We start from the raw sequence: 19,784 nt of genomic DNA on the forward strand, positions 1-19,784 counted from the left end.
CTCGGACGGGTCCCGGTGGGTGGGGGTGCCGTGGCTCAGGCGTCGTCCCGGACGGACTCGCCGGGCTCGGTGAGCAGGGGGTAGACGCCGTTCTCGTCGTGGTCCTCGCGGCCCGTGACGGGCGGGTTGAAGACGCAGAGGCAGCGGAAGTCCCGCTTGACCTTGAGCGTGTGGCGTTCGTGACCGTCGAGCAGGTACATCGTCCCGGGCACGATCGTGTACGTACGCCCCGTCTCGTGGTCGGTGAGTTCGGCCTCGCCCTCTGTGCAGACGACCGCCTCGACGTGGTGCGCGTACCACATGGACGTCTCGGTGCCCGCGTACAGCACCGTCTCGTGGAGGGAGAAGCCGACCCGCTCGCGGGCCAGCAGGATGCGCTTGCTCTCCCAGGTTCCCGAGGCGGCCCTCACGTGCCGCTCGGTGTTCTCCAGCTCGTCGAAGGAACGGACGATCATGGGCTGTGACCTTTCGGTTCTCGTGGGCGCAGGGGGCTTCGGGGCGTGCGGGGGCGGGGTCAGGCGGTGTGGCGGACGGAGCGGGCCAGGATGCCGAGGCCCTCGTCGAGCTCGTCGTCCGTCGCGGTCAGCGGAGGCAGCAGCTTGACCACCTCGCCGCGCGGGCCCGAGGTCTCCACCAGCAGGCCGGTCTCGAAGGCACGCCGGCACACGGCGTCGGCGCGCTCCCCGTCGGCGAACTCCAGGCCCCACACCAGACCGCGGCCGCGGACCGCGAGGCCGGTGCGGCCGTCGCCCCCGCACAGGTCGAGCAGGGCGCGCTCCACCCGGTCCGCCCGGGCCAGGGTGCGCGTGCGGAGGGCGCCGTCACGCCAGTGGGCGTCGAGGGCGGCCGTGGCGGTGACGAAGGCGGGGTTGTTGCCGCGGAAGGTGCCGTTGTGCTCGCCGGGCTGCCACACGTCCAGCTCGGGCCGGAAGAGGCAGAGCGCCATCGGCAGGCCGTAGCCGCTGATGGACTTGGACAGGGTGACGATGTCGGGCGTGATGCCCGCCTCCTCGAAGGAGAAGAAGTCACCGGTGCGTCCACAGCCCATCTGGACGTCGTCCACGATCAGGAGCATGTCGTGCCGGCGGCAGAGCTTCGCGAGCTCGCGCAGCCACTCGGCCCGGGCGACGTTGATGCCGCCCTCGCCCTGGACGGTCTCGACGATGACGGCCGCCGGGTGGTCGAGGCCGGATCCGGCGTCGTCCAGGAGCCGCTCGAACCAGAGGAAGTCGGGGGTCCGCCCGTCGAGGTAGTCGTCGAACGGCATGCGGATGGCGTGGTTCAGCGGGACGCCCGCGCCGGCGCGCTTGGCGGCGTTGCCCGTCACGGCGAGTGAGCCGAGCGACATCCCGTGGAAGGCGTTGGTGAAGGAGACGACGGTCTGCCGCCCGGTGACCTTGCGGGCGAGTTTCAGGGCGGCCTCCACGGCGTTGGTGCCGGTGGGGCCGGGGAACATCACCTTGTAGGGCAGGGCGCGGGGCTCCAGGACCGTCTCGTGGAAGGTCTCCAGGAAGGCGCGCTTGGCGGTCGTCGACATGTCGAGGCCGTGGGTGACGCCGTCCTCGGCGATGTAGTCGAGGAGGGCCCGCTTGAGTGCCGGATTGTTGTGGCCGTAGTTGAGTGAGCCCGCGCCGGCGAAGAAGTCGAGGTACGGACGCCCCTGCTCGTCGTACAGCCTGGTGCCGCTGGCGCGTTCGAAGACCACGGGCCAGGCGCGGCAGTAGCTGCGAACCTCCGATTCGAGGGTCTCGAAGACGGAGGGGGCGGCGATGTCGGTCAGGGTCACGTGTCTCTTCTCCAGAGTGGGTTCGGGGCGTGGGGAGCGCGGACGAGGGAGCTCAGGACGCCGGGGCGGCGACGGGGCCGATGCGGTACAGCACCTCGGACTCGTGCCCGGCCGACGGGAAGGAGGCGGACGGGAAGAGGACCTCCTGCGTCAGGTGCGCGCCGTGGCGGCGTGCGTAGGACCGGAAGAGCCGGTCGGACGCCAGGTTCCCCGGCGTGACGGTCGCCTCGACACGGCTGATTCCGTGCTCGGCCGCCACCCGTGCGGACAGAGCGTCGAGCAGGGTCCCGGCTACCCCGCTTCCGCGGTGCGAATCCTCGACGGCGATCTGCCAGACGAAGAGCGTCTCCGGCGCGTCGGGCCTCAGATAGCCGGTCACGAAGCCGATCGGGCGTCCGGAGGTGTCACGGGCGACGGCGGTCGTGTCGGCGAAGTCACGGCACCACAGCAGATAGCTGTACGGCGAGTTGAGGTCGAGTTCGCCCGAGCCGCGTGCGATCCGCCAGAGCTCGGCGCCGTCCGCGATCGTCGGGGGTGTCGTACGGGCAGTGGTCCTCGTGGCTGTGGTCATGGGCGCCGAAGCTACCGAGTCGATCTCGGAACTTCCTGGTCCAGAGGGGTTGTCCACTGCGCTTGGACGTGATAATTGGACCGACGCCTCCCGGGACGTTAAACGCGAGCTTGATCACGCGGAAAACGCGGACATAAGAGGGTGAACTGACCGTTTATAACGGACAGGTAACGCATGGGAGGTGTGTCGTTCGGTCTCGCCAAAAGCGTGAGACTATCCGCCCTTTCGCGTTTGAGGGCTCCGGAAGCGGTCATGCGTACGGGTCGGTCTCGCACGGAAGCCGGGCCGGGTATCGGGCCCGGCCCGGCCTCGTGTGAGGGGCGGACGGTGGACTACCAGATCGCCTCGACCCACTCCGGGTGGTCGATGAACGGGTTCCGGTTGCCCTGGTACGAGGTGTAAATGACGTCGTTGCGCCGTTCCTCGAACGCGCTCGGCGGGTCCTGCTCGTTCCACTGCTTCAGGACCGAGAGGCGGCCGTGGAAGCGGACGCTGCCGTTGGTGGTCGACTCGTTGGGCTCCAGGTCGGCCCAGGCGTCGTCGCCCTCGTAGCGGACGGCCATGTAGAGGATCATCCGGGCCACGTCACCCTTGTCGGCGTCGCGGGGCTCGAAGGAGTTGCTGTCCGTGTAGCTGCCGGGCGCGCCGCTGACCGGGCTGCCGCCGTTGTCGAAGTCCTTGTTGCCGCGGATGCTGTTGACCTGGACGTCCGCCGCGCGCAGGTGGTGCAGATCGGTGCCGGGGCCGGCCGAGGTGCCGAAGTTGCCGTGGGACTGGGCCCAGGTGTGCTCGCGGTTCCAGTCGCCGACGTCACCTCCGTTGAGGCTCTTGCTCCGCGAGGTTCCGCTGTACAGCAGGATCACGTTGTTGGTGTTGTCGGGGTCCTGGTCGGCGACCTTCAGCGCGTTCCAGACCGCGTCGTACGAGATCTTGCTCTGGCTGCCGATGATGGTGTGCAGCGAGGACTTGAGGCTCGTGCCGGTCTTGCCGATCGCGTTCTTGTAGTACGTGCTGTCGTACGCGGTGGTCGTGGCGCCTGCGGGAGTCGCGGTGACCGCGGGGAGCGTGACGCCGACGAGGGTGGCGGCCACGGCCGCTGCCCACACCTTCCATCTGTCGATCCGCACAACGGACATGGGGGGCCCTTTCCCGGGGACGGTACGCGCGGGCGGCGGGGACCGGCTCAAGGCTCCCGCTGTCTACGCGTGTTGACTTCGTGTCACCGGGAGGGTGGCATGCGACAGGTACCTGTCATGTAACGCGGAGGAGGCTGTTCAGTGACGTTCTCGCATATGGCGTCGCCGAACGGCCCCGAAGGTCCCGCTTCCGGAGCGTTCAGGCGCCCCGGACGTCCACCGGCATCCCCTTCGGCTCCTTGATCCGCTTCATGATGATCTGGGAGTTGACCTCGGTGACCCCGGTCAGGGTCGTCAGCCGCTCGATCCACAGCCGCTCGTACGCCGCGAGGTCGGCCACCGCGATCCGCAGCAGGCAGCCGGGGCTTCCGAACAGCCGGTACGCCTCGATGACGTCCGGCACGCCCCGGAGGGCCTCCTCGAAGGCCTCCACCGTCTCCCGGTCGCGCCGCACCTCCACCGAGACGAGCACCTCGAAGCCCCGCCCCACCGCCTCCGGATCGATGATCGCCCGGTACCCCCGGATCACCCCGTCCTGCTCCAGCTGGCGCACCCGGCGCAGACAGGGGGACGGGCTGAGCCCCACCCGCTGGGCCAGCTCCTGATTGCTCAGCCGTCCGTCGTTCTGGAGCTCGCGCAAGATATGGAGATCAATTCGGTCCATGGCGCAATTATCTACCACGATGAAACATTTCAGCGGCTGACTTCGCAATCGCCTTGCGCGCATTCTGCCCTATCGTTGCCAAGCAGGGTGATTTCGGTACGGAGCGAGGGTGGCAGTGATGAAGCGGACGAACCACGAAGGAGCGCGCCGGATCGTCGTCATCAGCACCGGTGGCACGATCGCCAGCCGCTGGCAGGGCACCGGGTACGCGGCCGACGCCTCCGGCAGCGACGTCCTGGCCACCGCGCCCCTCCCGGAGGGCGTCACCGTCGAGGTCGTCGACCTCTTCAACGTCAACAGCTCCCGCGTGACCGCGGCCCACCAGCTCGCTCTCCTGCGCACCGTGCACGAGACCCTCGCCGACCCCGGCGTCGACGGCATCGTGATCACCCACGGCACCGACACCCTGGAGGAGACCGCCTTCCTCCTGGACCTCCACCACACCGACTCCCGCCCGGTCGTCCTCACCGGCGCCCAGCGCCCCTTCGGCACCGGCGACGGGGACGGCCCCGGCAACCTGTACGACGCGCTCCAGGTCGCCTCCACCGTCAGTGACCTCGGCGTCCTCGTCGTCTTCGACGGACGCGTCCACGCCGCCCGCGGCACCGTGAAGACCCAGACGCTCGCGGCCGACGCCTTCTCCGACCCCTCGGCCGAGCGCCTGGGCCGCGTCGGCTTCTCCCGCGTCGACATCGAACGGCAGCCGGAGCGCCCGACGCCCCTGCCGCTCCCCGTCGCCGCGTACAAGGCGGACCCCGCCGGCACCGGGCCCGACGCCCTTACGCTGCCCCGGGTGGCCATCGTCACCCACCACTCCGACGGCGACCCCCTCCTCCTGAACGCGGCCGTCGCCGCCGGTGCCCGGGGCATCGTCCTCGTCGCGACCGGTGCGGGCAACGCCACGCCCGAGATCGCGGCCGCCGTCGCCGACGCGGTCGCCGAGGGTGTCCTCGTCGCCGTGACCACCCGTGTCCCGGCCGGACCGCTGGCCGAGATCTACACCGGCGGCGGAGCCGTCGACCTCGTCGCTGCCGGGGCGCTCCTCACCGGCACCCTCCGGGCCGCCCAGGCGCGGATCGCCGTTCTCGCCACGCTCCTCGCCGACGGCGGCACGGGCGACCCCGCCCGCAGCACGGCGCTCCTGCGCCGCCTCCTCGACGGACCGGTCCGCGCGGAACCGGCCCTCGCCACCGGCGGCTCCCGCTCGGCCTCGGCCGTGGCCGCCCGCGCCTGACCCGGCGCACCACAGAACCCCGGCTCGCGGGCGGCGCCCCCCAGCCCGCCCGCGAGCCGGCGTCCATCTCCGGGGTCCCCGTCCGTTCCGGCGCAGGGAAGTTACCCGTCGGTTTCTCGTGACTTCCCCGATCCGCGCCAGTAGAACATGTTCCCATTCCCTCGCGAGTGAGGAACATCACATGAGTGAACACCCCCTGCCCACAAGGGGAATGGGTGGCGTCAGTCGCCGTCGATTCCTCGCGGGAACAGGTTCTGTTCTCGGTGCCGCGGCCCTCATCGGCCACAGCACCCCGGCCCAGGCCGCCGAACCCCGCCTCACCAACACCCCCATCCCCAGCGGCACCCGTGTCCCCGCTCTCGTCATCGGCACCGGATACGGCGGCTCCGTCGCCGCCCTCCGCCTGGCCCGCGCGGGCGTCGACGTCCACATGGTCGAGATGGGCATGGCCTGGGACACCCCGGGGCCCGACGGCAAGATCTTCGCCAACACCACCCGGCCCGACTACCGTTCCTTCTGGCTGCGGACCCGCACCAAGCAGCCCCTGAGCAACTTCCTCGGCTTCCCGCTCGACAAGGACGTCCCCCGCCACACCGGCATCCTCGACGCCGAGGACTTCGCGGGCATCACCGTCTACCAGGGCCGGGGCGTCGGCGGCGGCTCCCTCGTCAACGGCGGCATGGCCGTCACCCCGCGCCGCGAGAACTTCGCCGCCATCCTGCCCACCGTCGACGCGGCGGAGATGTACTCCACGTACTACCCGCGCGCCAACGCGGGACTCGGCGTCACCGCCGTCGACGAGTCCTGGTGGGAGAGCGCCGCCTGCTACCAGTACGCGCGCGTCGGCCGCAAGCACGCCCAGCGCTCCGGCTTCCCCTTCGTCTTCGTCCCGAACGTCTACGACTGGGACTACATGAAGCAGGAGGCCGCCGGAGCCGTCCCCAAGTCGGCCCTCGACGCCGAGGTCATCTACGGGAACAACGCAGGCAAGAAGACCCTCCAGAAGACCTACCTCGCCCAGGCGGCGGCCACCGGGCGCGTCACGGTCTCGGCGCTGCACAAGGTCACCTCCGTCACCCCGGCGTCCGGCGGCGGCTACACCGTCGCCATCGACCAGATCGACACCACCGGCGCCACCCTCGCGAGCAAGACCGTCACCGCCGACAAGGTCTTCTTCGCGGCCGGGAGCATCGGCACGAGCAAGCTCCTCACCCGTCTCAGGGCCACCGGCGCGCTCCCCGCCCTCAACGACGAGATCGGCAAGGGCTGGGGCGACAACGGCAACGTCATGTGCGGGCGCGCCAACCACATGTGGGACCCGACCGGCAAGCTCCAGTCGGCCATGCCGACCGCCGGCATCGACAACTGGGACGCGGGCGGCGCCTTCGCCGAGGTCGCCCCGCTGCCCACCGGCATCGAGACCTACGCCTCCTTCTACCTCTCCATCACCAAGACGCCCCACCGGGCCGAGTTCACCTGGAACCCGGTTACCGGCCAGGTCGACCTGAGCTGGGACCGGGCCTGGAAGCAGACCTCCATCGACGCGGCGAAGACCATCTTCGACAAGATCAACCGCAAGGAGGGCACGATCTACCGCACCGACCTCTTCGGGGTGTACAAGATCTGGGGCGACCACCTCACGTACCACCCGCTCGGCGGCGCGGTCCTCGGCCGCGCGACCGACAACCACGGCCGGCTCCACGGCTACTCCGGGCTGTACGTCATCGACGGCGCCCTGATCCCCGGCAACGCCAGCGTCAACCCGTTCGTCACCATCACGGCCCTCGCCGAGCGCAACATCGAACGCATCGTCGCCGAGGACTTCTGAGCCCGGGGCCCACCCGCGAGGGAGGGCCGACCGACGACCCGGTCGGCCCTTTCCGCACGTCACGCCGCTCCGTACGGCGCCGTACAGCGGGCCCCTGGAAGCGGGTCCCTGCCCGTACGCCCCGGAAGCGCTCCCCGGCCGTACGCCCGCCCCGCGAGAGACGGGGCTCAGTGCGCCGGCGGCCCGGAGAAGGGGCTCAGTGCGTCGGCAGCACACAGACCGTGTCGAGGCCCAGCACCCGGTTGAGCCGACCGAACGCCAGCCACGAGCCCAGACTCATCGTCAGCTCCACGATCTCCGCCTGGCTGTACCGCGCCGTCATCCGGTCCCAGAACTCCTCGTCCAGCCCGTGGTGGTCCAGCGCGTACCGCTCCGCGTACTCGGCCGCGAGCCGCGTCCGCTCGTCGAAGGTCTCCGAGACCTCCGTCTCCCGCCAGGCCGCCACGACCTCGTCGAAGCCCTCCTCGACCTTCTCGCCGTCCCGGTCGGTACGCCAGTCCAGACAGAAGCCGCACCCGTTGATCTGCGCGATGCGCAGCCGCGCCGCCTCGAACTCGCGCAGCCCCAGCGTCGTATGGGCGTACACCGACAGCGAGAAGTTCGCCGCGGCCGTCCCGATCTCCGGGACCATGTCGCCCCACACGTACCCGATCGGCTCCTGGCCCTCGGGAATGTCGATGATCACCGTGGTCTCCTTCCCAGCTTCCCGACCGCCGGCCGCAACGGCACGTCCAGCGCGTCGTACAGTCCCGGCTCCGCCGCCACCAGCCAGTCGATCGCCCCGACGAGCCGGCCCACCGCCGTGGCGTTCCCGCCCGCCGACCGGTTCTCGCCCTCGGCGGTCGCCGCCACCGTCACCTCGATGCGTGGACTGCCCTCGACGATCACCCGGTGGGCCCCCGCGCCGTCCGGCGGCACCGGCCAGTCCGGCGCGCAGGAGGGGTGGATACGGGTCACGTGCTCGATCACGATCCGGGGTTCCCCGCCGACGATCCCCTGGACCTCGAAGCGGATCGCGCCCTGCGTGCCCGCCTCGAAGACGCCCATGGTCCGGGTCTTCACGGTGGACTCCAGCGGGCGCCGGTCCACCGTCTCGCGTATCTCGTCGAGTTCGGCGCCGAGCGCGCGGGCCATCAGTCGCACCTGACCGCCCCACACCATCGTCGGCACCGACGGCAGCAGCATGGGCGGCTCGTACTCCAGGGGCCGGCCCATCCCGATCAGGTCGCGGACCGACTCCTCCTGCTCGTACGTCGAGTAGTCGAAGATCTCCTGACAGCGGATCACGTCCACCGTGCTGCCGAGCCCGCTCACGAGCAACGGCAGCACGTCGTTGCCCCAGCCCGGGTCCACCCCCGACACGAAGAGCGAACCGCCCCCCTCGGCGACGGCCGCGAGCACCGGGTCCCGGAACTCGGGCGGCGCGTTGCGCTGGTCGTACAGCGGATAGAGCGCGGGGGTGACGACCACCGCTCCGGTCCGCACCGCGCGCGCCACGTCGTCGAGCGCCCCGTCGGGCCGGGTGTCGCCGGAGGCCGCGTACACCACCGCCCCCGGCCGTCCGTCGAGGACCGCGCCGACGTCGTCGACGGCCACCACCCCGAGATCGTGGCCGAGCCCGGCGAGCCGTCCCGCGTCCCGGCCGACCTTCGCCGGATCCGAGACCAGCACGGCCGCAAGTTCAAGCCCTGGATGGGCGTCCACGGCTCGGATCGCCGCCCGCCCGACATTTCCGGTACCCCACACCACCGTCCGAATCATGCGCGGAGGGTAGCGCCGGGCCCGGAAGGTTCCCAGACCTGTGACGCGATGATCTGACGAATCGTCAGATCCGGCGAGGGCGGACCGGCTGCCGCGCCGCGAACGGCCCCGTGCCGCCCACGGGCCGGACCGCCTCCGGACCTGGTACGGCCATGGTGGGCGCGGCCGTACGGGTGAGGGCACCGGCACCGCGGCAACGGCGCGCGCCGAACGGGTACGGATCGCCGCACCGCCCCCGGCCAGGAGGATCCGCCATGTCCGTCCACAAGGGCGCCCCCGCACTGTTGAGCGTCGGCGCCCTCTGCGCCGCGCTGCTGCTCAGCGGGTGCGCGAGCACGACGCCGCCCACCCCCACGACATCCGCCGCGGCCACCCCCGCCGGTGACGCGGGGTCCGAGGCGGTACCGCACCGCCCCGCGGCCGGCCCGCCCGGCCGGGCGGCGAACAGCCTCTCCTCCGCACCGGCCCCCGCCCCCCGCCTCCCCGGCGTCGGCCCCGCCACCCAGGCCCTCGTCCCCGACGACACCACCCAGGCACTCGTCGTGACCGGCGCCACCGCCGACGACAACCTGTCCACCGCGACCCTCTACGCGCGGGACCCGGTCGGCCGCTGGACCCCGACCGCCGGACCGTGGCCCACCCGCAACGCGCTCCGGGGCTGGACCTCCGACCACCACGCGGGCGACCTGCGCACCCCCATCGGGGTGTTCCGGATCGGCGACGCGGGCGGCCGGCTGCCCGACCCCGGCACCCGCCTCCCGTACGACCAGGACGAGGAGTTCGCCATCAGCGGCACGGGCTTCGCCGGCGAACCCCTCGAGGGCTCCTTCGACCACGTGGTCGCCATCGACTACAACCGGGTGCCCGGCCGGACCCCGCTCGACAAGGAGCGGCCGCTCGGCTCCGAGAAGGGCGGCGGCGTCTGGATCCACGTCGACCACGGCGGCCCCACCCAGGCCTGCGTCGCCCTGGAGCGCGAGGCGCTGCGCGAGCTGATCCGCGCCCTCGACCCGGCCCGGGACCCCGTCGTGGTCATGGGACCCACACCCGAACTCACCCGTTGACCCCGGACCCCACGCGCGCGTGTGACCTCAGCTCCCGCCCCCGGCTCCGACCGCCCCACGGAACGAGGCCGTGTGGCTCCGCACCTGCTCCGGCGTCAGATACGCGTCCGTGTACTCGAAGTCCCGCAGCGTCCCCGCCTTCGACGCCAGGAACCCGGTCCGTACGTAGTCGTCGCCCGCGGCGGCGTTCAGCAGCCAGTTCGTCATCACCCGGGTCTTGGCCACGTTGGTCCGCAGCGCCGCCCAGTGGTAGGCGCGGGCCACCGCCTGCGCCGGCATGCCGTGCAGCTCCACGCCCAGCGGCTTCGACACCCCGTCCATCCCGCCGAGGTCCACCACGAGACCCAGGTCCTTGTGGACGTAGGAGTGGGTCGGCTCGCCCCGCAGCGTGGAGACCAGGTTGTCGGCGACCGCCTTCCCCTGCCGCATCGCGTGCTGGGCGGTCGGCGGACAGATCGCGCCCTCCTCGCCCTTGGCGAGATCGGGCACCGCCGCCGCGTCCCCGAGCGCCCAGACCCCGTCGAGCCCCGGAACGGCCATCTCCGACGAGACGACGAGCCGCCCGCGGAAGGTCTCCGCGCCCAGGGTGCCGATCAGCGGGCTCGCCGCGACCCCGGCCGTCCAGATCAGCGTCCGGCTCGGCAGGACCCGCCCGTCGGTGAGCGTCACCGTCTTCTCGTCCACCGAGGCCACCGAGACGCCGAGGGAGACCTCGATGCCCCGCCGGGTCAGGATGTCCATCGCGGCGGCGCCCAGCTTGTCGCCCAGCTCCGGCATGAGCTTCGGCGCGATGTCCACCAGGTGCCACTTGATGAGGTCGGGGTCGAGTCGCGGGTACCGCTTGACCGCGTTGTGCGTGAGCAACTGGAGACAGGCCGCCGTCTCCGTCCCCGCGTAGCCGCCGCCGACGACCACGAACCGCAGCCGGGCGGCCCGCTCCTCGTCGTCGTTGCTGGCGTCCGCCAGATCCAGCTGGGCGATGACGTGGTCCCGGATGTACACGGCCTCCGCGAGCGTCTTCATGCCGCGCGCGTGCTCGGCGAGCCCCGGGATGTCGAAGCTGCGGGTCACGCTGCCGGGCGCGAGGACGAGATGGTCGTACGGCTCCATCACGTACTCGCCGGAGATGGTCCGCACCACGCAGACCTTGGCCGCCGTGTCCACCCCGACCACGCCGCCGGGGACGATCCGGGTCCGGTGCCGGCTGCTGCGCCGCAGCGAGAGCGCGACCGACTGCGGGGTCAGCACCCCCGCCGCCACCTGGGGGAGCAGGGGGAGGTACAGCTGGTACGAGAACGGTGAGAGGAGCGTGATCAGCGCCTCCCGCTCCGCCAGTCGCCGTTCGAGCCTCCGTACACAGCCCACTCCGGCGAATCCCGCGCCCACCACGAGAATCCTCGGTCGAGTCACGCTGTCCGCCCTTCCGTATGAGCGTGCAATATGCCTGGGTTTATGGCTGAGTGAGCCCATGTGGCAATTTTTCGCTGACTATCCGTGGTTCACCCTTTTTATCGTCATTGCGGCGGGATCGCTCTTCGGCATGGTCCGCTTCGGTCCGGTCAAGCTCGGCGCCGCGGGTGTCCTCTTCGTGGGTCTGCTGCTCGGAGCGCTCGACCCGGACATCGGCCCGGCCGTGCCCGCCGGACTCTCCGTCCTCGGCCTCGCCCTGTACGTGTACACCGTCGGCCTCGAAGCCGGACCGGCCTTCTTCCGCGAACTCCGGCCGCAACTGGCCGTGATGACCGGAGCCGTCGCCGCACTCGTCGTCACCGCCCTCGCCGTCGGTCTTCTCGGCAGTACCGTCTTCGGCATCGACGGCCCCTACCTCGCGGGCGGCTACGCCGGCATCGGCACCACCACCCCGGGCCTCGCCGCCGCCCAGGCCGGGTCCTCCGATCCGGCACAACCGGCCACCGGATACGCCATCGGCTACCCCCTCGCCGTGGTGGTAACCATCCTCTTCGTCTCGGCCGTCGCCTCCGCCCGCAACTGGCCCGGCCGCCGCGACCCCGGCACCGGCCTCCCCAAGGAGCTCGTCACCCGCACCGTCGACGTCACCCGGGCCGTCCGCTGGGCCGACGTGCCCGGCGCCACCGGCGGACAGCTCCTCGCCAGCGTCCACCACCCGCACGGGGACACGCCCCGGGTCGCCCAGGACCTCGACACCCTCGTCCCGGGCGACCAGGTCGTCCTCGTCGGCGGCCCCGACGCCGTCACCGCGGGGACCGAGGCGCTCGGCACCCGGGCCGCAGGCCACCTCCTCGACCGGCGCGACGTGGTCGACTACCGCCGCATCCTGCTCACCAACCCCGACCTCGCCGGACGCACGGTCGCCGAACTCGGCCTGGGCGACCGCTACGGGGCCAGGGCCACCCGCGTCCGCCGCGGCGACCAGGACCTCCTGGCCCACGACGACCTGCTCCTCCAGCTCGACGACCGGGTCCGCGTCGTCATGCCCCGCGAACGCACCGCCGAGGTCACCGGCTACCTCGGCGACACCGAGGCCAAGGTCAGCGAGGTCAGCGCCGTCAGCATGGGCCTCGGTCTCGCCGCCGGATTCCTCATCGGCATCCCGAAACTGACCATCGGCTCCACGGTCCTCTCCCTCGGCACCGCCGCCGGGCCCCTCGTCATGGCCATGGTCCTCGGCCGGCTGCGGCGCACCGGCCCCCTCGTCTGGGTCCTGCCCACCCGCGCCAACCTCACCCTGCGCCAGATCGGCCTGCTGATCTTCCTCGCCTGCGTCGGCCTCACCTCGGGGTACGCCTTCCGCCGCGAGGCCTTCTCCCTCTTCGGCCTCAAGCTCCTCACGGTCCTCCTGGTCGCCGCCGTGCTCAGCTACGCCCTGATGCTCCTCGTCGCCCGTCTCCTCGGCCAGAGCCGGCCCCGCACGATGGGGCTGCTCGCCGGATACGTGGGCAACCCGGCCATCACGGCCTACGCCAACAGCCGCGTCTCCGACAGCCGGGTCAACACCGGCTACGCGACCCTGTTCGCCCTCGCCATCCTCGTGAAGATCGTCTGCATCCAGCTGATCGTGGGCCTCTGAGACCCGGCGGTGCTCCAGTGCTCCGGTCGCAGGGACGCGGGGGCCGGGTTACGTTGCCGAAGGCCTCGCGGCCGCAGGGCACCTTCCCGGAAGGCGGAACAGCACGCATGACCACGTACAAGGTCGGCTACTTCGTCGGCAGCCTCTCTGCGACGTCCATCAACAGGATCCTCTCCCGCGCCCTCCTCCGCGTGGCGCCGCCGGGCCTGGAGTTCCAGGAGATCCCGATCAAGGACCTCCCGCTCTACAACCACGACTTCGACGCCGACTACCCGCCCGAGGGCCGGGCCCTCAAGGAGGCCATCGCCTCGGTCGACGCCGTCCTCTTCGTGACGCCCGAGTACAACCGGTCCCTCCCCGGCGGCCTCAAGAACGCCATCGACTGGGCCAGCCGCCCCTGGGGCACCAACTCCTTCACCCACAAGCCGTCGGCCGTCATCGGCGCCTCGCCGGGCAAGATCGGCACCGCCGTCGCCCAGCAGAGCCTCCGTTCCGTGCTGAGCTTCTGCAACTCCCCGCAGATGAACGCCCCCGAGGCCTACATCCAGTTCGTCCCGGGGCTCTTCACCGAGGACGGCGAGGTCACCGACCCGACGACCCAGCAGTTCCTGGCCGACTTCATGGCCGACTTCAAGACCTTCATCGAGCGGGTCCTCACCGTCCTGCCCCAGCGTTGAACCGGATCACAGGACCACGATCCCCAGCGGCCGCGAGCCGGCGGCCAGCCGACGGGTGTCACCCGTGTCGAGGTCGACGACGCTCAGGCCGTCCCAGGAGCCGTCCCGGGTGAAGCCACCGGTCACATAGGCGGTGCGCCCGTCCTTCGACACGGCCACGGTCTCGTGCGGCCCCTCCAGGGGGTACACCCGCTCGGCGCCGCCGGGCCTCCGGACCGTGAGCGACGGCCCGCGGTCCTCGGCCGGGTCGATCGGGCCGGTGCCCACCGTCAGGAGCGTCCCGTCGGCGGTCACCGTCGCGCCGTGCTGGTGGGTGTTCGCGGTCATCGGCTCGATCGTCGTGCGGCCCGTCCGGGGGTCGACCACCGCGAGGCGCTCGCCCTCGAAGGGCAGCAGCAGCTTTCCGTCCGAGGGCCGTACTGCCGTGTAGTGCGGCTTGAGCCAGGAACCGAGCCCGCCCTCCGTGCCGTACGGGGCGACCTCCACCCGGCGCGGCTCCAGCGTCCCCGCCGGGACGATCGTGACGTCGAAGGAGTCGTGGTTCGTCGCGTACACCTCCGCGCCGTCCCGTGACACGTCCACGTCGAAGGGCCGCCGGCCGACCGGCACCGTGTCCGTGACCCGCAGGGCCGCCGTGTCGATCACCTCGAGCGTGCCGTTCCCCCCGGGAACGTTGACCCCCACGTACACCCGCCGTCCGTCCGGCGCGAGCGCGACGCCCATGCCGCCGCCCCGGTACTCGCCCGTGGTCACGGGCCCGGAGTCCGTCTCGTACGGGAGGAGCGCGAGCGGCTTCCGGGCCGCCGTGTCCACCACCGCGACGCCCTCGGCGGTCGCCACCCAGGCCCGCCCGTCCTCACCGGCCACCAGACCGTACGGAGCGGTGCCCACCTTCACGGAACCCGTGGCACCGCGCGCGGGGTCGACGAAGGTGACCGTGTCGGAGCCGAAATCGGTGACCAGGAGCGTGCCCGGCGCGGGCACCGCGGTGGAGGAACCGGCCGTCGACGGCGCGGCGGTGGGCGACGCTCCGACGGGCGGTGCCGGGCTCGTGGCGGAGACCGCCCCTCCGGAGCCCTGCGCGCACCCGGCGAGCAGGGCGGCGGCCACTCCGGCGGGCAGGAGCACCCGAGCGGCACGGAACGGGCGACGAAACGTGGTCATGGCGGACTCCTCGGTACGGCGGACACGGGCGGCCCCGTCGCCAGACGGGCCCGCACCCCACACCGATCCTCCGCCCGGACCCGGCCCCGCACGGTCCGACGGCCGGCTCCCGGCCGGCAGCGGGACGGCCGACCCCGGGGTCGGCCGAACGGTCGACCCCGACCGCCCCGTCCCCGGGGGAGCCCCGGCGCCCGGGGCCGTCGAGGAGACTCAGCGGCCGACGCCGTCCAGGAGGCAGAGCACCCGCTCCACGCACAGCGCGGTCGCCTCGGGCACGAACGACGACCCACCGCGCTCCGCGAACAGGTGCCCGCTCCCCGGGTACAGGAACAGTCTCCGGTCCGGCGCGTCCGCGACCAGCGCACGGGCCGCCGCCAGATCACCCTCGTCGACGAAGAACGGATCGGCGTCCATCCCGTGCACCTGCGCCGGCACGCCCGCCGGCCAGGCGGCGCCGAACTCCGTCACCGGCACACAGGCACTGAACAGCAGGGCCCCGAGCGCCCCCGCCCTGGTCTGGGCGAGCTTCTGCGCGGGCAGCACACCGAGCGAGAACCCGGCGTAGACGATCTCCTCCGGCAACTCCGCGGCGGCCCGCTCGCCGCGCGCCACGATCGTGCCGAAGCCGACCTCCTGGGCGTACCCGGCCCCGGCCTCCAGGTCCGTGAACGTGCGCCCCTCGTACAGGTCGGGCACGTGCACCGTGTGCCCGGCCCGCCGCAGCTCCCCGGCGAACGCGCCGACGCCCTCGGTCAGCCCGAGCGCGTGGTGGAAGAGCAGAACCTCGGCCATGTCATCATCCCCAGTTCACCGTACGGAGCCCGTCCGCATCGCGGCACGAGCCGTTCGGGAAGCAGCATGGCGTACGGCACCGACAACGCCCGGAATGCCGGTGGACCGGCTCCGGGCTTCCGGCTCCGGGCGTCCGTCAGCGCATCGGCCGGTGCGGCATGACCGCGCCCGCCTGGCCCACGACACCCCCGTGCCCGCCGACACCCATCGGCCCGCCGACACCCGCGTGGACGACGGCTCCCTGGGGTCCCGCGTGCCCGACCGCACCCTGGTGCCCCGCGTGCACGACGGCGCCCTGCGGCCCCCCGGCACCCTGCGGCGGCACCTGGATGACCCGGCTCAGCTCCCGCAGGACCTCCTCGGCGACCTGGCGGACGTCACCCGGAACATCCCCCCGCTCCCGTATGAGCTCGGCGTAGATCGGTGCCGTGCCGTCCGCGTGGTTCATGGAGTTCGCTTCCTTCGTCTGCGCCGGTTACGTCACCGACGGGGAGACGGCGAGTCTACGGGGCACCACCGACACGCCCCGGATCGGGAGCCCGACACCACCCCCGCGAGGCCCGCCCGAACCGATATTCGCTGGGCTCCCGGGCCGATCCGGCCGAGAATGGATCACCGAACAACCGGGAGGGACCCCATGAGCCAGGCGACCCTGACTCTGCACGATCTGATGCCGTCCGGCGAACTCGCCGCCGCGCTCGCCGGCGGGCACGTCACACGCAAGCGCCACCCCCGGCTGCCGCTGTCGATCTACACGTACACGCGCGCGTGTCAGTACGCCCAGCACTGGAACACGGCGACCACCCGCTGCCGCGGACTCGTCGCCGACGACACCACCGGCCGGATCGTCGCGCTCCCCCTCCCCAAGTTCTTCAACGTCTCCGAGCACACCACGGTGGGGAAGAGGTTCACCCCGCGCAGGATGATCATGTCGTCGCTGCGCCCGGTGACCTTCTCCATCCGCCGGAACACCCGTGCGGTGCCCGGCAGCAGGCGCGTCAGGTCCCGGGTCCGGTAACGGATGACCGGCATGGCCTCCTTGGTGAGCGAGGTGAAGACGAGTTCGCCCTCCTCCCCGTCGGGCAGCACCTCGCCCGTGAACGGGTCCACGATCTCCGGGTAGAAGTGGTCCTCCCAGATGTGCAGACCGTCCTTGGTCTCCACACACTCCTGTGCCACCCCGGGGCCGATCACCTCCGACAGGCCGTATATGTCGACCGCGTCGATCGCGAAGGCCTCCTCGATCTCCTTCCGCATCGCCTCCGTCCACGGCTCGGCGCCGAAGACGCCCACCTTCAGGGAGGTCGACCGCGGGTCCACGCCCTGCCGCTCGAACTCGTCGAGCAGCGTGAGCATGTACGAGGGGGTCACCATGATGATCTCGGGCCGGAAGTCCTGGATGAGCTGGACCTGCCGGGCCGTCATGCCGCCCGAGGCGGGGATCACCGTGCACCCGAGGCGCTCCGCGCCGTAGTGCGCGCCGAGTCCACCGGTGAACAGGCCGTACCCGTACGCCACGTGGACCTTGTGTCCGGGCCGGGCCCCGGCCGCCCGCAGGGAGCGCGCCACCACGTCGGCCCACAGGTCGAGGTCGCCCTCGGTGTAGCCGACGACGGTGGGCCGGCCGGTGGTGCCGCTGGAGGCGTGGACGCGCCGGACGCGTGACTGGTCGACGGCGAACATGCCGAAGGGGTAGTGGTCGCGGAGGTCCGCCTTGGTGGTGAAGGGGAAACGGGCCAGGTCCGCGAGCGTGCGGCAGTCGTCGGGGGTGACACCGGCCGCGTCGAAGGAGCGCCGGTGGAAGTCCACGTTCTCGTAGGCGTGGCGCAGGGTCGCGCGCAGCCGCTCCAGCTGGAGTGCCGCCAGCTCCTCGCGACCGAGCCGTTCGCCGCTGTCCAGCAGTTCCGTCATCGCGCCACTCCTCCACCACGGTCGTAAAACGGACTACCGATCATTCGGTCGACCCGTTCCGGGCCAGTAAATCCGGAGGGACCCGGGGCTTGGCAAGGGGGCGGAGGAACATTTCCCCGATCGCGCGGGCGCCCGGGCGGCGGCGGTCCGGGAAATCCCGTTGCCGGGCCCTGAGCAGGGGTGTTGGAGTGACCGGCATGGATACCCACCCGAGCCACCGGACCGAGCGAAGCCACCGGACCGAGCCCGGCCCGCGCACCCGGCCGAACCCGCCGACCGAGCCGACCCCGCAGACCCGGCACCTCCGTGACCTCTACGACCGTCAGCTGCGCCGGGAGGCCCGGCCCGACGGCCCCGGCTGCCGGGTCGAGCGCGTCGGTGACGTCGTCCGGCAGACCGGACCCGCGCACGCCTGGAACGGCGTCCTCTGGTCCGGTCTCGACGCCCCCGGCTGCGACGGCGTCATCGCCGAGCAGATCGCGTACTACCGCGCCGCCGGCCTGTCCTTCGAATGGAAGCTGTTCGCGCACGACACCCCCGCCGACCTCGGTCACCGGCTCCTCGCCGCGGGCTTCACGCCCGAGGACCCCGAGACCCTGATGGTCGCCGAGGCCGCCGCGCTTCCCCACGACGTACCGCTGCCCGCGGGGGTCGAACTCCGCGCGGTCACCGACGAGGCGGGGATCCGCCAGGTGGTCGAGGTCCACGAACGCGCCTTCGGCGCCGACAGCGCCGACATCGGGCGCCAGCTCCTCGACCGGCTCGCGGCCGACCCGGAGACCGTCACCGCCGTCGTCGCCCTCGCCGCGGGCGAACCCGTCAGCGCGGCCCGCCTCGAACTCTGCTCCGGCACCGACTTCGCCGGCCTCTGGGGCGGCGGCACCGTCGAGGGGTGGCGGGGCCGCGGCCTCTACCGGGCCCTCGTCTCCCACCGCGCGCGCATCGCCGCGGAGCGGGGCCACCGGTACGTCCACGTCGACGCGGCCGAGACCAGCCGGCCGATCCTGCGGCGCCTCGGCTTCCTGACACTCTCCACCACGACCCCGTACACGTACGGCGGTTAGCGGCCCGAGACGGTCGGGCGCCGCACGTACGACGCCCGTCAGGCTGCCGTCCAGTGCGCGGGGCGCTCGAAACCCTCCGGGAGGCGGGTCTCGGCGTTCCCGCGCGCCGCGTTCAGCTGGGGCTGCGTCAGGAAGAGAGCACCCGTCAGGTCGGCGCCCGACAGATCGGCGCCCCGCAGGTCCGCGCCGATCAGGTCCGTGAGGCTCAGGTCTGCGCCCGTCAGGTCGGCGGCGATCAGCAGCGCCCCGCGCAGGTCCGTGCCCCGCAGCCGCGCCCCGCGCAGCCGCTTCCCGACCAGATCCGCCCCGCGCCTGCTCTTCGGCTTCCCGCCGGCCGCAGCGCGGACCAGCTCGCTCGTCCGCAGCAGCAGCCCGTTCACGTCGGCGCGCACCTCGGGCACCCTCAGCTGCTCCAGCGCGTCCGCCGAGCCTCCGGTGAGCTCCTCGACCCGGGCGAGAGCGGTCCGCAGCTCCCCGTGGACGGGCCGGGCCGCCGGGCGGGCCAGTGCCTCGGTGAGGTAGCGCAGCAGCTCGTGGAGCTGGCGCATCACGTAGAACACGTCGTACATCCGGCTCGCCGTCTCCGGCGCCTCGCGCCACGACACCCCGCCGAACGTCACCTGGGAGACCTGCTGGCCCGCGCCGAAGCAGTCGTACACCGTGCAGCCCTGGAAGCCGCTCGTCCGCAGCCGGGTGTGGATGCCGCAGCGGAAGTCGTCCTGCAGGTTGCGGCAGGGCTCGCCGGGCGCCTTGTCCACGGCGAAGTCGGCCGACTTCGCGAAGGGCAGCGCCACACAGCACAGACCGAAGCAGTTGGCGCAGTCGCCGCGCAGGGCATCGGCGGCGGGGGTCTCGGTCACGGTGGACACGGTTCCTCAGCTGGTCGGGGACGGTCCTCCACCGTATCGCGCGCGCCGCCAAACCGTCTGCGAAGATCATCCGGAGCCGGTGAGGACCGCGCGGGCGCCCGACCTGGCTGGCGGACCCCCTCCCCGACGCCCGCCTCGTCACGATCGAGGCTGGGCACCTCCTCCACACGAACCGGCCCGACGCGTTCCTCGCCGCGATCAGGGAGTTCGGCCT

19 protein-coding genes are annotated in these 19,784 nt (G+C 72.1%); 6 read left to right on the forward strand and 13 right to left on the reverse strand.

Annotated features, from left to right (window positions below; all coding sequences use genetic code 11):
• Positions 1-35: 35 nt before the first annotated feature.
• The 5 genes from ACRRSS_RS15990 to ACRRSS_RS16010 all read right to left on the reverse strand — a co-directional run bounded on the left by ACRRSS_RS15990 (position 36) and on the right by ACRRSS_RS16010 (position 4,157).
• Complete coding sequence (locus ACRRSS_RS15990) at positions 36-455, reverse strand: ectoine synthase (RefSeq protein WP_435971885.1); 420 nt, start codon at positions 453-455, stop codon at positions 36-38.
• 59 nt (positions 456-514) lie between these two features.
• Positions 515-1,786 carry a diaminobutyrate--2-oxoglutarate transaminase gene (gene ectB, locus ACRRSS_RS15995; protein WP_435971886.1) on the reverse strand — a complete coding sequence of 424 codons (1,272 nt, stop codon included), beginning with the start codon at positions 1,784-1,786 and terminating at the stop codon, positions 515-517.
• Positions 1,787-1,838: 52 nt separating this feature from the next.
• The gene (gene ectA, locus ACRRSS_RS16000; protein ID WP_435971887.1) at positions 1,839-2,357 is read right to left on the reverse strand and encodes a diaminobutyrate acetyltransferase; all 519 of its coding nucleotides are present in this window, start codon (positions 2,355-2,357) and stop codon (positions 1,839-1,841) included.
• A 332-nt stretch (positions 2,358-2,689) separates the two neighbouring features.
• Complete coding sequence (locus tag ACRRSS_RS16005; RefSeq protein ID WP_435971888.1) at positions 2,690-3,493, reverse strand: endonuclease I family protein; 804 nt, start codon at positions 3,491-3,493, stop codon at positions 2,690-2,692.
• A gap of 199 nt (positions 3,494-3,692) precedes the next feature.
• Complete coding sequence (locus tag ACRRSS_RS16010; protein WP_435971889.1) at positions 3,693-4,157, reverse strand: Lrp/AsnC family transcriptional regulator; 465 nt, start codon at positions 4,155-4,157, stop codon at positions 3,693-3,695.
• A gap of 118 nt (positions 4,158-4,275) precedes the next feature.
• On the opposite strand from ACRRSS_RS16010, the gene ACRRSS_RS16015 reads away from it, so the two are divergent.
• Positions 4,276-5,391 carry an asparaginase gene (locus ACRRSS_RS16015; RefSeq protein ID WP_435971890.1) on the forward strand — a complete coding sequence of 372 codons (1,116 nt, stop codon included), beginning with the start codon at positions 4,276-4,278 and terminating at the stop codon, positions 5,389-5,391.
• A gap of 181 nt (positions 5,392-5,572) precedes the next feature.
• Complete coding sequence (locus ACRRSS_RS16020) at positions 5,573-7,219, forward strand: GMC oxidoreductase (protein ID WP_435971891.1); 1,647 nt, start codon at positions 5,573-5,575, stop codon at positions 7,217-7,219.
• Between the two features lie 196 nt (positions 7,220-7,415).
• Here the strand turns inward: ACRRSS_RS16020 and ACRRSS_RS16025 are convergent, their stop codons facing one another.
• Both ACRRSS_RS16025 and ACRRSS_RS16030 read right to left on the reverse strand, forming a co-directional pair.
• Positions 7,416-7,904, reverse strand: a complete 489-nt coding sequence (locus ACRRSS_RS16025; protein WP_435971892.1) for a carboxymuconolactone decarboxylase family protein — start codon at positions 7,902-7,904, stop codon at positions 7,416-7,418.
• Complete coding sequence (locus ACRRSS_RS16030; protein ID WP_435971893.1) at positions 7,901-8,980, reverse strand: NAD(P)H-dependent amine dehydrogenase family protein; 1,080 nt, start codon at positions 8,978-8,980, stop codon at positions 7,901-7,903. Before ACRRSS_RS16030 ends, ACRRSS_RS16025 begins: the two co-directional genes overlap by 4 nt.
• A 254-nt stretch (positions 8,981-9,234) precedes the next feature.
• Between ACRRSS_RS16030 and ACRRSS_RS16035 the strand changes: the two genes are divergently transcribed.
• Positions 9,235-10,044, forward strand: coding sequence for a L,D-transpeptidase family protein (locus ACRRSS_RS16035; protein WP_435971894.1), 810 nt, complete (start codon positions 9,235-9,237; stop codon positions 10,042-10,044).
• Between the two features lie 27 nt (positions 10,045-10,071).
• On the opposite strand, the gene ACRRSS_RS16040 is transcribed toward ACRRSS_RS16035, so the two are convergent.
• A complete protein-coding gene (locus ACRRSS_RS16040) occupies positions 10,072-11,454 on the reverse strand; it encodes an NAD(P)/FAD-dependent oxidoreductase (protein WP_435971895.1) in 1,383 nt (460 codons plus the stop codon).
• A 58-nt stretch (positions 11,455-11,512) separates the two neighbouring features.
• Between ACRRSS_RS16040 and ACRRSS_RS16045 the strand changes: the two genes are divergently transcribed.
• Together ACRRSS_RS16045 and ACRRSS_RS16050 are read left to right on the forward strand one after the other, a co-directional pair.
• Positions 11,513-13,093, forward strand: a complete 1,581-nt coding sequence (locus ACRRSS_RS16045; RefSeq protein WP_435971896.1) for an aspartate:alanine exchanger family transporter — start codon at positions 11,513-11,515, stop codon at positions 13,091-13,093.
• Positions 13,094-13,200: 107 nt separating this feature from the next.
• Positions 13,201-13,770: an NADPH-dependent FMN reductase gene (locus ACRRSS_RS16050; protein ID WP_435971897.1), complete on the forward strand. Its 570-nt coding sequence runs from the start codon at positions 13,201-13,203 to the stop codon at positions 13,768-13,770.
• Between the two features lie 6 nt (positions 13,771-13,776).
• Here the strand turns inward: ACRRSS_RS16050 and ACRRSS_RS16055 are convergent, their stop codons facing one another.
• The 4 genes from ACRRSS_RS16055 to ACRRSS_RS16070 all read right to left on the reverse strand — a co-directional run bounded on the left by ACRRSS_RS16055 (position 13,777) and on the right by ACRRSS_RS16070 (position 17,637).
• Positions 13,777-14,934 (reverse strand): hypothetical protein, encoded by a 1,158-nt coding sequence (locus ACRRSS_RS16055; protein ID WP_435971898.1) that lies wholly within the window; start codon positions 14,932-14,934, stop codon positions 13,777-13,779.
• Positions 14,935-15,144: 210 nt separating this feature from the next.
• Positions 15,145-15,726, reverse strand: a complete 582-nt coding sequence (locus ACRRSS_RS16060; RefSeq protein ID WP_435971899.1) for a dienelactone hydrolase family protein — start codon at positions 15,724-15,726, stop codon at positions 15,145-15,147.
• 136 nt (positions 15,727-15,862) lie between these two features.
• Positions 15,863-16,174 carry a hypothetical protein gene (locus ACRRSS_RS16065; protein WP_435971900.1) on the reverse strand — a complete coding sequence of 104 codons (312 nt, stop codon included), beginning with the start codon at positions 16,172-16,174 and terminating at the stop codon, positions 15,863-15,865.
• A 323-nt stretch (positions 16,175-16,497) separates the two neighbouring features.
• Positions 16,498-17,637 (reverse strand): AMP-binding protein, encoded by a 1,140-nt coding sequence (locus tag ACRRSS_RS16070; RefSeq protein ID WP_435971901.1) that lies wholly within the window; start codon positions 17,635-17,637, stop codon positions 16,498-16,500.
• Between the two features lie 197 nt (positions 17,638-17,834).
• Between ACRRSS_RS16070 and ACRRSS_RS16075 the strand changes: the two genes are divergently transcribed.
• Positions 17,835-18,701 carry a GNAT family N-acetyltransferase gene (locus ACRRSS_RS16075; RefSeq protein WP_435971811.1) on the forward strand — a complete coding sequence of 289 codons (867 nt, stop codon included), beginning with the start codon at positions 17,835-17,837 and terminating at the stop codon, positions 18,699-18,701.
• A 38-nt stretch (positions 18,702-18,739) separates the two neighbouring features.
• Here the strand turns inward: ACRRSS_RS16075 and ACRRSS_RS16080 are convergent, their stop codons facing one another.
• Positions 18,740-19,570: a pentapeptide repeat-containing protein gene (locus tag ACRRSS_RS16080; RefSeq protein WP_435971812.1), complete on the reverse strand. Its 831-nt coding sequence runs from the start codon at positions 19,568-19,570 to the stop codon at positions 18,740-18,742.
• Positions 19,571-19,784 lie beyond the last annotated feature (214 nt).

The organism is Streptomyces sp. Qhu_M48, from assembly GCF_051305195.1.
Taxonomy (GTDB): Bacteria; Actinomycetota; Actinomycetes; order Streptomycetales; family Streptomycetaceae; genus Streptomyces.

Bases quoted from the DNA above. Each gene is read 5' to 3' on its own strand.
- ectA (WP_435971887.1), bottom strand. From the start codon at position 2,357: ATGACCACAGCCACGAGGACCACTGCCCGTACGACACCCCCGACGATC.
- ACRRSS_RS16015 (WP_435971890.1), top strand. From the start codon at position 4,276: ATGAAGCGGACGAACCACGAAGGAGCGCGCCGGATCGTCGTCATCAGC.
- ACRRSS_RS16035 (WP_435971894.1), top strand. From the start codon at position 9,235: ATGTCCGTCCACAAGGGCGCCCCCGCACTGTTGAGCGTCGGCGCCCTC.
- ACRRSS_RS16065 (WP_435971900.1), bottom strand. From the start codon at position 16,174: ATGAACCACGCGGACGGCACGGCACCGATCTACGCCGAGCTCATACGG.
- ACRRSS_RS16045 (WP_435971896.1), top strand. From the start codon at position 11,513: ATGTGGCAATTTTTCGCTGACTATCCGTGGTTCACCCTTTTTATCGTC.
- ACRRSS_RS16010 (WP_435971889.1), bottom strand. From the start codon at position 4,157: ATGGACCGAATTGATCTCCATATCTTGCGCGAGCTCCAGAACGACGGA.
- ACRRSS_RS16060 (WP_435971899.1), bottom strand. From the start codon at position 15,726: ATGGCCGAGGTTCTGCTCTTCCACCACGCGCTCGGGCTGACCGAGGGC.
- ACRRSS_RS16075 (WP_435971811.1), top strand. From the start codon at position 17,835: ATGGATACCCACCCGAGCCACCGGACCGAGCGAAGCCACCGGACCGAG.
- ACRRSS_RS16030 (WP_435971893.1), bottom strand. From the start codon at position 8,980: ATGATTCGGACGGTGGTGTGGGGTACCGGAAATGTCGGGCGGGCGGCG.
- ACRRSS_RS16055 (WP_435971898.1), bottom strand. From the start codon at position 14,934: ATGACCACGTTTCGTCGCCCGTTCCGTGCCGCTCGGGTGCTCCTGCCC.
- ACRRSS_RS16070 (WP_435971901.1), bottom strand. From the start codon at position 17,637: ATGACGGAACTGCTGGACAGCGGCGAACGGCTCGGTCGCGAGGAGCTG.
- ACRRSS_RS16050 (WP_435971897.1), top strand. From the start codon at position 13,201: ATGACCACGTACAAGGTCGGCTACTTCGTCGGCAGCCTCTCTGCGACG.
- ACRRSS_RS15990 (WP_435971885.1), bottom strand. From the start codon at position 455: ATGATCGTCCGTTCCTTCGACGAGCTGGAGAACACCGAGCGGCACGTG.
- ACRRSS_RS16005 (WP_435971888.1), bottom strand. From the start codon at position 3,493: ATGTCCGTTGTGCGGATCGACAGATGGAAGGTGTGGGCAGCGGCCGTG.
- ACRRSS_RS16020 (WP_435971891.1), top strand. From the start codon at position 5,573: ATGAGTGAACACCCCCTGCCCACAAGGGGAATGGGTGGCGTCAGTCGC.